This is a genomic window from Arsukibacterium sp. MJ3, assembly GCF_000987765.1.
Lineage (GTDB): Bacteria > Pseudomonadota > Gammaproteobacteria > Enterobacterales > Alteromonadaceae > Alishewanella.
Genome location: NZ_LAHP01000022.1, coordinates 39,955 through 57,083 on the forward strand (window position 1 = coordinate 39,955; position 17,129 = coordinate 57,083).

The following is a 17,129-nucleotide window of genomic DNA, read 5'->3' on the forward strand; positions in this document are numbered from 1 at the left end:
TCACGGGCTTTTTTACAGACAACACACCGCCGACCTCCTACCCCGCAGGGCTGGTGGTAATAATAATGGTGGTGAGATCTGCTGTTTTTATTTTCATATAGCCACTATGCACAGACTTGTAGACGTCTGTCAAACAAAAAGTAACCTAGATTAGGGTTTTACCTTTTTAAGAGAATCTATCAGTTCAGGGTAATAACTTATTACCTGATTACGGCCATTGCGTTTAGCTTGATACAAGGCCAAATCGGCTTGTTGAATAAGAGTATCACCACAATTCGCACCATTAACACTACTGGCACTGTTAAAATCGCTAACACCGACACTGACACTAATAGCCAGGTGCTGCTGTTGATATTCCACCGCAGTTGCCGCTACCCGCTGGCAAATGCGTTTAGCAACTTCAATAGCCCCTTCCAGCGGCGTGTCGGGTAGAGTAACGGCAAACTCTTCTCCACCATAACGGCCAAACAAGTCTGTTTCCCGCAACAAACTGCCAATCAATTTAGCCACCTCTTTTAGCACTACATCACCCGCCTGATGGCCGTAATCGTCATTCAAGCGTTTAAATTTATCTAAATCGAAAAATAGCAGCGACAAAGGATGTCGATAGCGCCCGGCACGCTGAACTTCAACTTCAAGCTGCTGTTGCCAATAACTGCGATTAAGCACTCCGGTTAAACCATCAAGCCGGTTAATCTGCTGCAATTGAAAATTACTTTGTTGCAGTTGGCTTTGGTAGACATAGGCATCGGTCGCATCTTCAATCAGCAAGCAGACAAACTGCTCACCCGTTGTCGGCTCGGTTAGCGGTAACATATTACAATTTTGCGCCATGTACTGATTTGTACTGCTGACGGGGCGTAAATGGGGTAATTTAAATAAATATTGGCGCTGCTCCCATGAACTGAAAGCCGGACTTTGCAAACTCAGTACACTATCGAGTTTACGGGTAAGCCAGGCTTTGGGGGCGTCAGGAAATAGACTAAACAACTCTTTGCCCTGCACCTCTTCTAACTTGATATCGGCCCGGCGACAAATGTAAGGGTTGATGTAAGCAATCTGAAACTGGCGATTAAGCAGGATCACACCACTGTTTAATTGCTGTAACAGCGGGTTGATTAACCAGTCAATATTCATCAAAATTCAGCCAGCACATGATCCAAAATGGTTTTTAATTTCAGTACTGCCTCACCCGGGATCAGTAAAATCATATTACAATCAAAACTATAGTCGGTAAGTTGATAACGAATATCCACTTGCAGCGCTAATTGCCAGTGGAATGCCGTTTGTTCCAACTTACTGATAAAATCATTATCGCGCGAAAAAATAATCCGCGGCGCGGCATAAGAAAAACTATTTTCCAACTGCTCAGCCAGGCCATTTAAAAAGGTGGTGGTTAAAATAGAACTAATGTCCGTCAGCATTTCTGCTTCACTGTTAGCATCATCATCATAACCAAGTAAAGCGGCAATTTTACTAGCATTATCCAGCTGATAAAGTAGTATTGTTTCACCTCGTAAGCCACCGTCACCAAAAAAGCCAAGGCTAATCATCGAGCTGTTCAAGCCCTGATACTGGCCGCGGAACTGCGCTGGAATATCGGCCGCATTCACTAAACCGATGGCCGGAACCTGCAAATGGACAAAGGTGTTTAAAAAGCGTGCTAGCTTGTCGCTGGCCAGCCCCATCGCCACGTTAATCAATTCTTGCAGACAATCCCGTTGCTCTTCGGTAAAACTCAGTTCCGTCATATCAAACCATATTGTCGCATTACTGCGCTTAGCTTATCGCTGTTCACTGGCTTTTGAATAAACGCCAGCGCACCGAGGTCCATTACCCGTTTTTGCATTTCTGGCTGAATATCAGCCGAGACAACAATGACAAAAACATCCATTTTCTCTGCTTTAATTACTTCCAGCACGCCGACACCATCTAACTCGGGCATGGTCAGATCAAGAAACATCACGCCAATCTCCTGACCACGTAACACCGTTAGAGCCTCCAGCCCGTTGGTAGCCGTAACAATGTCAGCATCGAAATCGGCGGGCAAAGACTTTTTCATTTGATTACGGGCTAAAAGTGAGTCATCACAAATTAAAGCGGTTAAAGCCATCAGTACTGCCTGTTAGTAAGTGGTCATATCTGTCTATTGGCTAAAAAATATATACAGATGGTCAGCATAAAGCAATATCCTGGCAATAATTAGCGCTATTCTCTGACAGAGATAAAACCATTTGCCGAACCACCGCTAACGCTATTACAGTTATTTAGCATCAGCTATGTTAAATAGCAGCTTTATTGGTTAAGGTAGAACAGAATCAGTTTTTACTAAACCGGTGAAAAAAAGGTTATTGCATGCAGCAAAAAAGCCTGTCCCGCAATCTGCTTACCAAGGTGTTGTCAGTCTATTTTATTCTGACGTTAATTGTTACCGTCGGTCAGATTGTGGCCGAGTACTACAACACAAAAAACCTGATCAATAGTGATCTGGAAACACTGCAACAAACTTTTTCTGGCAGCCTGACCCGGGCGATTTGGGAATTGAATACCCCACAAGCGTTAATTATTGCCGATGGCTTACTGTCTATACCGGCTATTGAGGGCATAGTTGTGCGAGACGATAGCGGCGCAGTTATTACCCAACTCGGTCGTTATATTGATGTTAAAGAGCGCTTCAGCAGCCAACTGGTGCGCGAAGGTGTGCGCTTAACTGAACAACAGTCGGGTATTTTTGGTTATACTTTTCCGCTGATATTTGAATTTTCCGGTCGAGCCACACAAGTAGGAGATGTCACACTGTTTTCCAGCCGCGCGGTCGTTATCGACCGGATCAAAGTCGGTATTTATTTCTTGATTGGCAATGCCATGCTAAAAACGGCCTTTTTAATTATTCTGTTTTTAATGGCCTTTCGCAAACAACTTACCGAACCACTAGCCGATTTAAGCCGGCAAATTGAAGATTTAGAACTTGACCAAATTGACGGTGCCCGGGTTGACATTAACCAAACAGAATCAGTCGAGTTAACGCTGATGGCCGACGCTTACAACCGCTTGATTAATCGGCTGCAGGACTATAAAGCACAGCTGGGTAACACGCAGAAACAGTTGATAACGTCGAATGAAAAGTTGGACCAACAAAACTTAGTGCTGGAGCAGGAGGTGGCTCGTAAAACCTCAGGGCTCAGTCAAGCAATGATGGATTTACAGCAACAGAAACAAGAACTGGAAGTAAAACAACAAAGCTTGCGCGAAGAAATTGAACGCCGCCGCCACACTGAAGGTGCCTTGCGCAGCCAACAATCCGAACTGGAACAACTGGTAGAGCATTTAAATCAAGCGCAGGACCGGTTAGTACAATCAGAAAAAATGGCCGCATTGGGCGGCTTGGTTGCCGGTATTACCCACGAAGTGAATACCCCGGTTGGCATTGGCGTTACTGCCACCAGTTTTCTTGCTGAAAAGCTCATCAGCCTGCAACACGCGTTTAATGATAAAACACTAACCTCTAAAACACTGGAAACGTTTATATCGGAGGCGTTGCAAGGCACTGATCTGTTGCAGTCAAACTTAAGCCGGGCCTCAGAGCTGATTGCCAGCTTTAAACAAATTGCGGTTGACCAGACCAGCGACGCCATCCGCACTATTAATCTGGCAGAATACATTAATGAAGTGATTCGGTCGTTGCAGCCTAACTTCAAGAAAACGCAACATCATATTGAAGTAAACTGTCCGGATAGCATTATCTTACGCTGTCCTGCTGGCGCCATTTCGCAAATTTTCACTAATTTATTAATGAATTCACTTATTCATGGCTTTGAAGATATCAAAGAAGGTTTAGTCCGCATTACCGTGCTCGATGATGACAACAATGTCGATATTCATTTTAGCGATAATGGCAAAGGCTTAGCACCTGAGCAACTGGAAAACCTGTTTCATCCGTTTTTTACGACCAAACGCGAACAAGGCGGCAGTGGCCTGGGTACCCATATTACCTATAATCTGGTACGCCAAACACTGGCGGGCAGTATTACTGTCAACAGTGAGCCAGGCCAAGGCTTGCACTACCATATTCGCTTTCCAAAAAACCTGCAACTTGATGGCTGATCCGCGTTATACTCGGCAACTTGTTAAGTGAAGGACAGGTTTTTATGTGGTTTAAAAATATCCGGGTTTATAAATTAAGTGCCCCGCTGAGCACCGACTCGCAACAACTCGACGCCGCGCTGGCTGAATTTCAATTTGCACCTTGTTCGGGCCAAGAAGCGGTTCGCACCGGTTTTACTTTTCCGTTGCATGCCAGTATTAAACACTATTGTCAGCCGATGGCTCAGGGCTGGTTATTTGCCGTCAAACGACAAGAAAAGGTCTTGCCAGCTGCGGTTATTAACGAGGAGCTGCAACCTAAAATAGACGTGATGGCTGCTGAATTGGGCCGTCCGCTTAGCCGCAAAGAAAAACAAAGCCTAAAAGAAGAACTGATTCAAACCTTGCTACCCAGGGCATTCAGCCGCTCAACCCTAACCCATGGTTATTATGATACCGAACATAACTGGCTGGTAATTAATACTGGCGGTGCCAGTAAAGCAGAAGATATTCTTGCCTTGCTGCGTAAAGCACTCGGCTCGTTGCCCGCTCTGCCATGGTTGGATAATCACAAACTTAATTCGCAATTACAGCTGTGGTTACAAAATCAAGCGTTGCCAGAAGGCTTTAACCTGGGCAACGATGCCGAGTTAAAAGCACCAGATGAAGACGGCGCCAAAGTAAAATTTAGCAACCACGTACTAAGTGCTGATGACGTGCAAAGCCACCTGCAAGATAAACTGGTCACCAAAATTGCCTTGCATCAACCCGAAGGCTTGAGCTTACACGTCAGTGATGACAGCAGTATTAAAGGTATTAAATACCATGAGCTTCTTACCGGCCAGAACGAAGAAATGGGTTGGGAAGATTTAAGCTTACGGCTCGATGCCGACTTACTGCTAATGAGCAGCAGCCTGAATAAAGCCTTAAAGGCTATTACTCAGCAACTGCAAGGTGCAGACAACCCTTAGGTAAACAATGCCCGCACATCATGGTAACGCTCGGCAATGTCCTTTTGCTGCATAAACTGTGGTACCGGTACCAGATCGCAGGCAACGTAGTCTGCCAGTAACGCCTGAGCCTGCTCAGGCGGATAATAATTGCGGGTAAGTGCTGCCAAGCGAATAAAATCGGTGTAAGCCGGTTCAGGTTCGCGTTGAGGCTTACGCCAACGCTCCACTACCGGAATAAATTCAGCAGCAAAACCCCAGCTATTTATAATTTTTAGCCCAACCACCGCCGCTATTTTATCAATAAGTACTTGCATAAATGCCGGATGTCCGAATACATCAGGGTGACGCTCTGCTTCAATTAATACCGGTAAGGCGCCAATGTTATGCACCAGTGCCGCCAAGGTCATTACATCACTACTCAGTTTACAGTGACTATGGCGGGCTTTATAAAACTGCAAGCAGGCTACTGCAATACTGGCGGTTTGCACACTGTCACGCCACAAACGGTCAAGTTGCTGCTGTACCTGCTGATGCTGCGATATAAATAATTGCTCCATTGCCATGGCAATCGAAATATTTTTTATCTGGCTAAGGCCAATACGGGTAACCGCCTGATTCAGGCTATTTACCTGAATAGAACGACCCATAAAAGCACTGTTGGCCACTTTCACCATGCGGGCTGATAAGGCCGGATCCTGGCTTATTACTTCGGCCATTTGCTGCAGACTCACTTGCGGATCATCTGCTCGCTCGCGCACTCTAAGGGCAATATCCGGTAATGTTGGCAGCACCAGACGATCTGCGCGAATTTTTTCATCAAGAATAATCAGTAAGGCACGCTGCGCGCTCATAAAATCTCCTGTAGCCGGTTAAGTGGCATGCTTGCTACCGTCATGGGTATGTTCAATATGTCGTTTCATCTCTGTCAACAAGCCGGTAATAAGTGCTGGCTGCTGGCTAATGGCGTATTCAATGTCGCTGGCTAGCCGGGTAACGTCCGGATAGCCCATACTACCGGCACTGCCTTTCAGGCTGTGCGCCGCAAAGCGCAGTGCCCGCCAGTTTTCTGTCTGATAATATTGCTGTAACTCGACTAATAACACCGGTAATTGCCGGCCAAACTGACGCTTCAATGCTTGCAGTTGTGGGTCTTGCTCTAGCTGTTGCAGCCAATCAATATCGCTGTTTTTACGCACCTTGGCAAAGCGGCTTAGTATGGTTAAAAACTCACTTTGTACTATCGGTTTGCCCAATAGCGCCTGACAACCGGCTTTTTTATAACGTTCTACATCTTCGCTCATCACATTGGCCGTTACGGCAATAATAGGTACTTCTATGCCCGCATGACGGATCAGCCGGGTGGCTTCTTCACCGCCCATCAGCGGCATTTGCATATCCATAAACACCAGATCAAAATCATCATGCAGTGCTCTTTCCACCGCTTTATGGCCATTATCAACCACCACGACTGAGGCATTACTTTTTTCCAGTAACAACTTTATTAACAACTGGTTATCTGGGTTATCTTCCGCTACTAGCACCCGTACCGAGTTGTCTGCCGGTAAGGGGTTAACACTGTCTGGTATTTTCTGTGGCGCCTGGTAGTCGTTAACAATTTCAATATCTTGTTGCTGGCAATTAAAAATCACTTCAAAGCAGCTGCCAATACCTTTAACGCTTTCTACCTGAATATCGCCGTCCATTTGCGCCATTAATTTTTTGGAAATAACCAGACCCAGGCCAGTACCGCCAAAATGACGAGTAACCGTCGCATCAGCCTGCACAAAAGGCCGAAAAATCCGCTGTAGCTCGTCCGGGTTCATGCCTATTCCGGTGTCTTTTACTTTAATACTAAGCTGTTTAGCTACCTGATCATAACTTACCTGAAATACCACCTTACCTTGCTGCGTAAATTTTACCGCATTACTACTAAGGTTAAGTAATACCTGGCGAAAGCGCAGGCTGTCGTTATATAAGGTTTTAGGCAACGGAAACTGCCATTTTAACTGGCAAGTAAGGCCCTTGCTTTGCGCCTGCTCACAGGCTAGCTGGAAAATATCATCAATGGCAGTTAAGCAATCAAACTGCTCCCGGTTTAGCTCAAGTTTGTCGGCTTCAATTTTTGATAAATCTAAAATATCGTTGATCAGGCCCAGTAAGTGATCACCACTTTTCAATACCCGGCTTAAATAATCTTGCCGTTTGTGCCGATCGTTTTCTTGTAATGCCTGATCACTAAAACCAATAATGGCCGTTAATGGCGTTCGGATCTCGTGGCTCATATTGGCCAGAAAGACACTTTTTAGCCGGTTGGCTTGCTCAGCAATCTCCCGCGCTAAAATCAGCTCTTGGTTGGCCGCGGCCAAATCATCATTGGCACGCGCTAAGTCTTGCGTTCGGCGCAATACCTTATCTTCAAGTTGCTGTTTGTAGGCACGTTCACGTTCCCGATATACCCTTAGCTGACGAACCATAACATTAAAGGCAGCAAACATATCACCCAGCTCATCTTGCTTTTTAACGTCGAGTAATATCGATAAATCGCCACGACCCACAGCAGTTTTTGCTGCAGTAAGTTTTTTTACCGGGCTGAAAATATGCTTTATTAGTAACCAATAGACAATCAGCGGCAGTAAAAAACACACCAGAGCCATTAACAGCAGCAATACCCGCGATAACCAGCGCTGTTCGCCATAAAGCTGTTGTGCGTCTAGGCCATACAGCAACTGATAATTTCCCGGCAGCGGCAGGCCAAGTAATTCACGATATTGCCCCAGTAGTAATACTGACTTTAGACTATCGGCTGCGATACTTTGTTGAATTTGGCGAAAATTATTTGGCGCAAAAGCACTGTTAATCAGCGCTGGATTAGCCGCATAAGCAATAGTGGCTGTTTTACTGATCATCAAACTAACGCTATTACTACTGTAGGGCGCGTTGACCACCGCATCCAGTAACGCCGGGCTTACCATTAGCACCAAATAACCCCATAGCCGACGCGACTCCGTTACTGAGCTAACATAGAGTTTTTTAGCAAAATACAGTTTACGTTCACGGCTGCCGGACAAGGGCGCTAAAAAATAACCTTGCTCATCAATCATTGCCTGTAACGATGAGAAATATTCATTGCGAAAGCGATTAGGTATTGCCACTTCGTCACTGATAACCGGCAAGTGCAGCGCATACTCACCGTTTAACCGCACCAGCTTAATAGCTTCAACGCTGGGCCGTTCAGCACTAAACTGCTGCCAATGCTGAAATAGTGGCGTTAAAAACACGTTGTCGTTACTTTGCAAATACGCTTCTAAACTAGGGTTAAGCGCTAACATCTGCAATTGCGTTTGCTGGGTACTGATTAAATCGTAAATCTGTTGCTGTTGTGCCGCCAATGCACTGCGTACCTGATAATACGTTTGTTGCTGTAAATAGCGTTGACTGTATTGATACGCTAAATAACCAAACAATAACACCGGTAGCACCAGTAATGGCAACATATAAGCCACCAGCGTTTCTCTTAACCTCATAACAGCATGAGCCTGATTTACACTTCACAATAATGGTAGCCACAGCATAACCAGCTAACGGGCAACCGACAAGCTTATTGCAGCAAAGCAGGCCAAAATTGAGCGTACTGTCTATTTAAAAGCTTGGCCATTCAGGCGGGCTCTGCCGTTGCAAGCTGCTTGCTGCCCGTTTTAACAAAGCGGCTTAACATTGCTGGTAAAACAGTTAAGTCGGTAAGTAGCGCCATTAACATCGCAGCAGCAGTCAGCACACCAAAATAGACACTGGGCAAGAAATCAGAAAAAGCAAATACCGCAAAGCCAGCCGCAATAATTACCGAGGTAAAGACAATAGCAGTACCGGTATGCTGATAAGTATTACTCAGTGCATTGTCTGGTGGCTGTTGCAAATAGTTATGAATAAAATGAATGGTGTCATCAACGGCAATACCCATGGCTATAGCCGCAATAGTGATGGTCATTAAATCCAGTGGAATTGCCAGCCAGCCAATTAAACCGACAATGCCCAGTGTAGTAAGCACGTTGGGTACCAAAGCTATCAAGGCTATTTTTAATGAACGGAAAATAACCAGCAACATCAGGCCTAAAGCCAAATATACCAAGCCTAAGGTGGTAACCTGCGAGTCCAATAAGCGGGATAAAATATCCTGATACAGCACAAACAGGTTAGTAAGTTGATAGTCTGCTGGCGCCAGGCCAACGGCTTGTAAATCCTGATTAAGTTGCATCATTAACTGCTCCCGGTTTAAACCCGGGGTGGTATCCTGAATGCGGGTAGCAATCCTGACTTGCTGCGGTTGTTCGGCTAAATAGGCCCCCACCAACTGGTTAGTCACTTTTGTACTAAGCATTTCATAAATAGCATCCAGCTCATACTCAGTAAGCGGTCGGTCCTGATTTAATTGCCTGGCCAGTGTGGTAAAGTTAATTAGTGAGGTGACACTGCCGGTGGCGCTAAACGCCGTAACCGCCGCATGCGATACATGCAATTGATTTAGCTGAGCGGCACTGATCAGCAAATCTGGCTTCCGCTTAGCCGGGTCGAGGGTAATCACAATATCCAGTGGCGTAGAGCCGCCAAATTGCTGATCAATAAAGGCCAGTTCACGATGCACCAGAGTATCTTTAGCAAAATAATTGATAAAACTGTTTTCAACGTTAAGTCGGCTGATACCCGCAGCCAACAAGCCAAATATCAACACTATTAGTAGTATTACCGGATAAGGCCAGCGCTTAACCATTTCGGCTATGTGTTGCAAGCTTTGCTGTAACCAACCGAACTCTGCCGTCTCATGGCGGGCTTTTAATAAACTTAATAGCGCTGGAAATAACAATAAACTGACGCTCATGGTAATAAGCATGGCAACTAGCATCATTAAACCAAAATCAACCACAGGCTGAATACCGCTAAATACCAACGAGCCAAAACCGACTGACGTGGTCAGTGTGGCGTAAAAACAAGGGGAAATTTTTTGCTGCAGCATGCCGATAATTCGCTGCTGCTGCGACAAATCGGGCTCATCACGGGCAATCTCCCGATATGCTGCCAGTAAATGAATCATTACCGCTAGGGTTAAAATAAGCTGTAGCGCAATAAAGTTAGCCGATATTACCGTGGTACGAATATCCAACAAGCCAAATAAGCCGCAGGTTAGCAGCACGCTTACCGCACAACTTAGCAACGGAAAAAACACCCAGCGCCAGCAACGATAAATCGTCAGCAGCAGCAGGGCAATAATTAACCCTATTGTCAAACCAAAGGTGGTTAAATCACTTTTTATCATGCTGACCAAGTGCTGGCCTACCACATAAGCCCCCCCCACAAAGGTGTCTGCCCGCTCGCTCACTTGTTGGTTAAACTGGTTAATCTGCGCGATTTCTTGCTGGCGCTGTGTAGTCAGTTGCTGGCGTAGCGGATCGGCTGTTTGTTGCAGTTGCGCTAACGTTGCGACTTCATTGGCGGTCAGCTTACGGCTTAGCGTTAACGCTTGTATCGCCAGAATTTGCCGATCAAGCTCGGCCAGCTCGGCATTGGGTTTAAACACAATTTGAATGCCGGCGGCAGTTTGCGCCTTGTTTAGCAGTAAGTCGGTAAAAATAGGATGGTTAGTTAATAACTGGCGCATTTGCGCTGGGGCATAGCGCTGCTGCAGCCAGGTAAGCTCAGCAACATCGGTACCTGAGGTTAACGCACTGGCATCGTTAAACAGTGGCACACTGAGCATTGACGTGACTGAGCCCACTCGCGCTATTGTGGCAAAATCAGCACTTAATGCCGCGATGTCGGCAAAGGTTGCAGCACTGAACAACTCGCCACTTTTTGGCTGATAAGCCACTAAAATAAATTCATCCGGCGCAAAGCGTTGGTTGGCCAGCTGCGTTTGAATGTACAAGGCATTATTTTTTACCAATAACGTTTCGGCCGAGGCATCTATCCTGAATTGGCTTAAAAAAACGCTCGCCATTGCCAGTAACAGCAAAAACACGCTAATAATGGCCCAGCGGCAACGAACAATAGTGGCGGCCAACCAAAGGGTAATGCCGTTTGGGTTATTCTGGTTTGACATAGGCATCATCCCGTTTTATACCTTGCAAATGCTGGTTACGAAAATACAGATAGGGATCGCTCGCTTGCTGATATAACGTTTGGTAAAGATCAGCGCGGGAAGTAAAGCTATTAATGACGTTTAGGCCTTGCAGGTAATACAAATCGGGGGTATCAACCAGCTGATTCAACGGGTTTAACAGTGCTTCACCTACTACAGAGGTAGCGCCACGCACGTCACTCTGCCCTAGAATAGGCAGGACTAAATAGGCGCCGTTACCTACCTGATAGTAGCCAAGCGTATCGGCAATACTCTGTTTTGACTCGGCAATCTCAAACCAGGCGTTGGCAGGGTCAAACAGGCCAAAAATACCGACGGTAGAATTAATCACAAAACGGCCAAAATTGGCGCTGGCCCCTTTTACATCGCCGGCAAGGACATTGTTGAGCAAGTTAAGCGGCTCGCGAATGTTAGCAAATGCATTGCCCACTTTATCGCGTACCGGCGCAGGTAACACCTTTTCATAGCCTTTAGCCAGTGGAATTAAGGCATAAGTATAAGCCACATGATTGAAGCGAAATACGCCTCTGTTCCAGCCTTCCAGCGGATCATAATACAACGGCGCAGGCTCAGGGTTGTCTGCGACAGTAGCTGCAGTATCTGCCGCTAGGGGCTGCATATCTACGACAGTAGGCACCAGCGTTATTGTGCCTTGGGAAGTGGTAATTTGCGTAGCCTGGCCAGCAGATAATTGCTCTACCGCGCTCGGCGGTGGGCTTTTAGATAACCCGGCCGCCGTGTTACTTTCACTGCTAGCACTGGTGCTATTTCCGGCGGTGTTGGCTGCAGGTTCAGCGTTATTGGCGCAACCGGTCAGGGCCAATATCAGTAACGCGCTAAGAGCATAACGATGTTTCATCCTGTCACTCCAACTAGTTCAACTGTGTGGTGCCCACTGCACCCAAGACTAAAACAGCAGCATAACATGATAAATAAAAAAGGCGCCTAGGCGCCTTTTAAAATTTATTAACATTATCGTTAACTTAATTACTGTTTTGTTTTATCCCAAATCATCGACTGGGTGACAGATAAATTATTCCCACTCAATGGTAGCAGGCGGTTTACCGCTAATATCGTATACCACCCGTGAAATGCCGTTTATTTCATTAATAATGCGGTTAGACACTTTACCCAGCATGTCGTAAGGCAAATGAGCCCAGTGCGCCGTCATAAAGTCGACAGTTTCTACCGCACGTAATGAAATAACCCAATCGTATTTACGGGCATCGCCCATTACCCCAACCGATTTCACCGGCAAAAATACTGCAAACGCCTGGCTGACTTTATTGTATAAATCGGCTTTGTGGAGCTCTTCAATAAAAATGGCATCGGCGCGGCGTAGTAAATCACAGTACTCTTTTTTAACTTCTCCCAATACCCGTACGCCCAAACCCGGTCCTGGGAAAGGATGACGGAACAGCATGTCATAGGGTAAACCCAATTCTAAACCGACTTTACGCACTTCGTCTTTAAACAGTTCGCGCAGTGGCTCTACTAAGCCCAGTTTCATATGCGCCGGTAAGCCACCGACGTTGTGGTGCGATTTAATCACATGCGCTTTGCCGGTAGCTGACCCGGCAGATTCAATTACATCAGGATAAATAGTGCCCTGCGCCAGCCATTTGGCATTTTCTAGCTTCTGCGACTCTTCATCAAATACTTCAACAAAAATCCGGCCTATGGTTTTACGTTTTACTTCCGGATCATGCTGGCCGGCCAGTGCCTCTAAAAAGCGTTGCTCAGCTTCAATTTTTATAATGTTCAGGCCAAAATGGTCACCAAACATATCCATTACCTGCTGGCCTTCGTTTAAGCGCAGCAAGCCGTTATCGACAAACACACAGGTAAGGTTTTCACCAATAGCCCGGTGTAACAACATGGCGGTGACAGAGCTGTCTACTCCACCCGACAACCCCAGAATAACCCGATCGCTGCCAATTTGTTGTTTTAGGCGCGCTACGGCATCTTCAATAATGGTGGCGGCAGTCCACAGTTTGTCGCAGCCACAAATAGTGACGACAAAGTGCTCCAGCATCCTCAGGCCCTGGCGGGTATGGGTTACTTCCGGGTGAAACTGCACTCCATAGAACTGGCGGGTTTCATCTACCATGCCAGCATGCGGGCAAGTAGTGGTTTGGGCGCAAGTAACAAAACCCGCCGGTACGCTGATCACTTTATCGCCGTGGCTCATCCAAACATCCAGCAAGGCATTGCCGTTGCCACCAATATGATCTTCAATGTTGGCAAAAAAGTTATTTGCGGCAATCACTTCTACCTGTGCATAGCCAAACTCGCGTAAGTCCGAGCCCTGTACTTTACCGCCCAACTGTTCAGCCATGGTTTGCATACCATAGCAAATACCTAGTACAGGCACGCCGGCATTAAACACGTATTCAGGTGCACGCGGCGAATTAACTTCGGTTACACTTTCCGGGCCACCCGACAAAATAATACCGGTAGGGTTAAACTCACGAATTTGCTCGTCGCTGACATCCCAGGCCCACAGTTCGCAATACACACCAATTTCCCGCACCCGGCGGGCGATTAGCTGGGTGTACTGTGAACCAAAATCCAGAATTAAAATACGGTGGTGGTGAATGTTCTTACTCATAACAACCTTTAAAAATAAGGCGCCGGGCCAAGCCCGACGCGTAAAACTGATTGTTGTTAGCCTAACCGGTAGTTAGGTGCTTCCTTGGTGATCTGCACGTCATGCACGTGTGACTCGCCCATCCCGGCGGCGGTAACTTTAACAAACTCAGGCTTGGTGCGCAGGGTTAGCATATCCTGGCTACCGGTTAAGCCCATGGCTGAACGTAAGCCACCCATTTGCTGGTGAATAATATTCTCAATCGGTCCTTTATACGCCACCCGGCCTTCTATGCCTTCCGGTACCAGTTTTTCGGCATTGTTAGTGCCCTGGAAATAGCGATCAGATGAGCCATTACGCTGTGCCATCGCACCTAACGATCCCATACCACGGTAAGATTTATAATAACGGCCCTGATACAGCTCTACTTCACCTGGTGCTTCTTCAGTACCGGCAAACATAGAACCCACCATAACGCAGTGCGCCCCTGCGACTAAGGCTTTGGCAACATCACCAGAGAAACGAATACCACCATCGGCAATAATGCAGACATCGGTGCCGGCTACGCCTTCTACCGCATCTGAAATAGCAGTAATTTGTGGCACGCCACAACCGGTGACTATCCGGGTAGTACAAATAGAGCCCGGGCCAATGCCCACTTTTACTGCGTTGGCACCGGCCTCAGCCAGCGCTTTAGCGCCTGCAGCAGTAGCAACGTTACCGGCAACAATTTGTAAGTCGGGGTACTGAGCACGGGTTTGTTTTACCCGGTCGATAACGCCTTGCGAATGGCCATGCGAGGTGTCGATAAGCAAAATATCAACCCCGGCTTCTACCAGCGCCGCAATACGCTCGTCAGTGCCCGGGCCTACGCCCACTGCTGCACCCACCCGTAACCGGCCCAAATCGTCTTTACAGGCGTTGGGTTTGCTGGCCGCTTTGTAATAATCACGCACCGTGATCAGGCCTTTTAGCTTGTAGTTATCATCTACCACCAATACTTTTTCAATCCGATGCTGATGCATCAGTTTAAATGCCTGCTCACGTGGCGCATTCTCATTAACGGTAACCAAGCGCTCGCGCGGAGTCATTACGGCTTTTACGCTGGCTTGTAAATCAGCTTCAAAGCTCATATCACGGCCTGTAACAATACCCACCAGGTTCCGATCTTTATCCAGTACCGGAAAGCCAGAAAAGCCATGTTGTTGCGCCAGTGCCTGCACTTCACGCACCGTCATATCGGCCGAGGCGGTTACCGGGTCTGAGACCACGCCGCTTTCATATTTTTTCACCTTGCGAACATTAGTAGCCTGCTCTTCAATGGTCATATTCTTGTGAATAAAGCCCAAGCCTCCTTCCTGCGCCAGTGCAATAGCTAAACGCGCCTCGGTTACCGTGTCCATAGAGGCCGATACCATAGGAATATTTAGCATGATGCTTTTGGTCAGTTGGGTGCGTAAATCCGCAGTGTGGGGTAGAACGGTAGAGTGCGCCGGCACCAATAACACGTCGTCAAAGGTAAGGGCTTCTTTCGTGATCCTGAGCATTGCAACAATCTCGCTGTGAAGGATGAAAAGACAGAGAATATTGCGATGCAATTTTAGCGGAATTATGGCGATAGAACAATCGGTTTTTTCTTTTTGTGCTTAGCGCCGCGCATAGCGTAAACTAGTAACAGAACAGCTAACCCTGGGCCACACATGCAAAACCCCGATATTTATACCGTTTCCCGTTTAAACAGCGAAGTTAGGCTGATTTTAGAATTGCAATTTCAGCGTTTATGGCTAGTGGGTGAAGTGTCTAATTTTGTACAGGCCGCCTCGGGTCATTGGTATTTTTCATTAAAAGATCAGGCCGCCCAAGTTAAAGTGGCCATGTTTAAGCAAGCCAACCGCACGGCCAGCGTTAAGCCACAAAATGGCCAGCAAGTGCTAATCCGAGCCCGCATTAGCGTGTACGAGCCACGCGGCGAGTACCAGTTACTGGCCGAGATAATCGAACCCGCCGGCGACGGTTTGCTCAAACAGCAATATGAGCAGCTAAAAAGCCGGCTGCAAGCCGAGGGTTTATTTGCCGATGAGCGCAAACAACCGCTGCCCCCTCATATTAACCGGGTAGGGGTAATTACCTCGCCCACCGGCGCCGCCATACGCGATATTGTAAGTGTATTACAGCGCCGCGCACCGGCTATTGAAGTCATTATTTACCCCTGTTTAGTGCAGGGAGAGCAGGCTGCCAGCCAGCTAAAGCAAATGCTTAGCATCGCCATTCGCCGTAACGAAGTAGACGTGCTTATTATTGGTCGTGGCGGCGGCTCACTGGAAGACTTATGGTGTTTTAATGACGAGCAACTGGCCCGGGCAGTAGCCGCTTGCCCTATTCCGATTGTTAGCGCCGTGGGCCACGAAATAGATTTTACGCTAACTGATTTTGTCGCCGATATACGCGCCGCTACCCCGTCAGCCGCAGCCGAACTGGTCTCGCCCGACCAAAGCCATTTATTAGAGCGCCTACGCCGCTTACAAAGCGCCATGGTGCAAGCTCAGCGTAGCCAGTTAAGCCGGCTAAAACCCAACCTTAAACAGCTGGAACAACGCTTACTGGCCCTGCACCCAAAACGGCGGCTACAACAACAGCAACAGCGCATAGACGAGCTACAATTGCGCTTAAACCGGGTTATTGGCCAGCAGCTTAGTAACGCTCAGCGCCAACAGCAGTATTTACAGCAAAGCCTGCAGCATCTATCACCAGCCAAAGCCGTAAAACAGCAGCACGAACATTTGCAACAGCTTCATCAGCGGCTACAGCGCGGCATAAGTTTGCAACTTAAGCAGCAACAACAAACCCTCGGCCGTTTAAGCAACCAGCTAAACACCGTAAGCCCGCTAGCCACTCTGGCACGCGGTTACAGCATTAGCTTTGATGAGAAACAGCAGGTACTCACCAGCAGCAAAGCGTTAAAAGCAGGTGATAGCGTGACTACCCAGTTGGCAGCTGGCAGTTTTAGTGCGGTGGTGAGTGGGGTTTCTGAGGGTTAAACTTAGGTTTAATCTTTGGGGTATTACTTAGAAAATCTTTGCGATCTTAAAACGACACTCTGCTTTAAAGCCAATTCTAACGCCCGAGAAATAGGACAGGCACAGCAGAAATGCTATCCATTACACATGTTGATGTGTTTATGCAGGGGCTAATGCGGCAAATAATGGCGACTAGGGGCGATAAAGAGGTAATAAATTGCGCCTGATATATTTTTCACGGTATTTCAGACATGACGGTTGCCGGACTTCAGGTGGATAGCCGGTAAGTATATTAGCAGGGCTTGGGGGAGTTGGTCAGGCGGTGTCGCGGTGGGCGCGTCGGCTAAAGAGAGTGG

General features: G+C 47.2%; 12 protein-coding genes. 3 read left to right on the top strand and 9 right to left on the bottom strand.

Going from position 1 to position 17,129, the window contains the following annotated elements:
- Window positions 1-150 precede the first annotated feature (150 nt).
- The 3 genes from VT06_RS14355 to VT06_RS14365 are packed head-to-tail and all read right to left on the bottom strand — an operon-like array spanning window position 151 to window position 2,113.
- A complete protein-coding gene (locus VT06_RS14355) occupies window positions 151-1,137 on the bottom strand; it encodes a sensor domain-containing diguanylate cyclase (RefSeq protein WP_046555014.1) in 987 nt (328 codons plus the stop codon).
- Complete coding sequence (locus VT06_RS14360) at window positions 1,137-1,751, bottom strand: hypothetical protein (protein ID WP_046555015.1); 615 nt, start codon at window positions 1,749-1,751, stop codon at window positions 1,137-1,139. Before VT06_RS14360 ends, VT06_RS14355 begins: the two co-directional genes overlap by 1 nt.
- Complete coding sequence (locus tag VT06_RS14365) at window positions 1,748-2,113, bottom strand: response regulator (protein WP_046555016.1); 366 nt, start codon at window positions 2,111-2,113, stop codon at window positions 1,748-1,750. The genes VT06_RS14360 and VT06_RS14365 overlap by 4 nt, the downstream gene beginning before the upstream one ends.
- A 242-nt stretch (window positions 2,114-2,355) precedes the next feature.
- On the opposite strand from VT06_RS14365, the gene VT06_RS14370 reads away from it, so the two are divergent.
- Together VT06_RS14370 and VT06_RS14375 are read left to right on the top strand one after the other, a co-directional pair.
- Window positions 2,356-4,104: a HAMP domain-containing sensor histidine kinase gene (locus VT06_RS14370; protein WP_046555017.1), complete on the top strand. Its 1,749-nt coding sequence runs from the start codon at window positions 2,356-2,358 to the stop codon at window positions 4,102-4,104.
- Window positions 4,105-4,148: 44 nt separating this feature from the next.
- Window positions 4,149-5,054 carry a recombination-associated protein RdgC gene (locus tag VT06_RS14375; RefSeq protein WP_046555018.1) on the top strand — a complete coding sequence of 302 codons (906 nt, stop codon included), beginning with the start codon at window positions 4,149-4,151 and terminating at the stop codon, window positions 5,052-5,054.
- On the opposite strand, the gene VT06_RS14380 is transcribed toward VT06_RS14375, so the two are convergent.
- From VT06_RS14380 to guaB, 6 genes are all read right to left on the bottom strand, one after another.
- Complete coding sequence (locus VT06_RS14380) at window positions 5,051-5,887, bottom strand: HDOD domain-containing protein (protein ID WP_046555019.1); 837 nt, start codon at window positions 5,885-5,887, stop codon at window positions 5,051-5,053. The two genes, VT06_RS14375 and VT06_RS14380, sit on opposite strands and share 4 nt — an antisense overlap.
- Window positions 5,888-5,905: 18 nt before the next feature.
- Window positions 5,906-8,560: a hybrid sensor histidine kinase/response regulator gene (locus tag VT06_RS14385; RefSeq protein ID WP_046555020.1), complete on the bottom strand. Its 2,655-nt coding sequence runs from the start codon at window positions 8,558-8,560 to the stop codon at window positions 5,906-5,908.
- A gap of 131 nt (window positions 8,561-8,691) precedes the next feature.
- The gene (locus VT06_RS14390; RefSeq protein ID WP_082122547.1) at window positions 8,692-11,127 is read right to left on the bottom strand and encodes an RND family transporter; all 2,436 of its coding nucleotides are present in this window, start codon (window positions 11,125-11,127) and stop codon (window positions 8,692-8,694) included.
- Window positions 11,111-12,025 carry a VacJ family lipoprotein gene (locus VT06_RS14395; RefSeq protein WP_046555021.1) on the bottom strand — a complete coding sequence of 305 codons (915 nt, stop codon included), beginning with the start codon at window positions 12,023-12,025 and terminating at the stop codon, window positions 11,111-11,113. Before VT06_RS14395 ends, VT06_RS14390 begins: the two co-directional genes overlap by 17 nt.
- A gap of 174 nt (window positions 12,026-12,199) precedes the next feature.
- Window positions 12,200-13,777 (bottom strand): glutamine-hydrolyzing GMP synthase, encoded by a 1,578-nt coding sequence (gene guaA / locus VT06_RS14400; protein WP_046555022.1) that lies wholly within the window; start codon window positions 13,775-13,777, stop codon window positions 12,200-12,202.
- Between the two features lie 56 nt (window positions 13,778-13,833).
- The gene (gene guaB, locus VT06_RS14405) at window positions 13,834-15,303 is read right to left on the bottom strand and encodes an IMP dehydrogenase (protein WP_046555023.1); all 1,470 of its coding nucleotides are present in this window, start codon (window positions 15,301-15,303) and stop codon (window positions 13,834-13,836) included.
- A gap of 153 nt (window positions 15,304-15,456) precedes the next feature.
- On the opposite strand from guaB, the gene xseA reads away from it, so the two are divergent.
- Window positions 15,457-16,794 (top strand): exodeoxyribonuclease VII large subunit, encoded by a 1,338-nt coding sequence (gene xseA / locus VT06_RS14410; protein ID WP_046555024.1) that lies wholly within the window; start codon window positions 15,457-15,459, stop codon window positions 16,792-16,794.
- The last annotated feature ends 335 nt before the right edge of the window (window positions 16,795-17,129 follow it).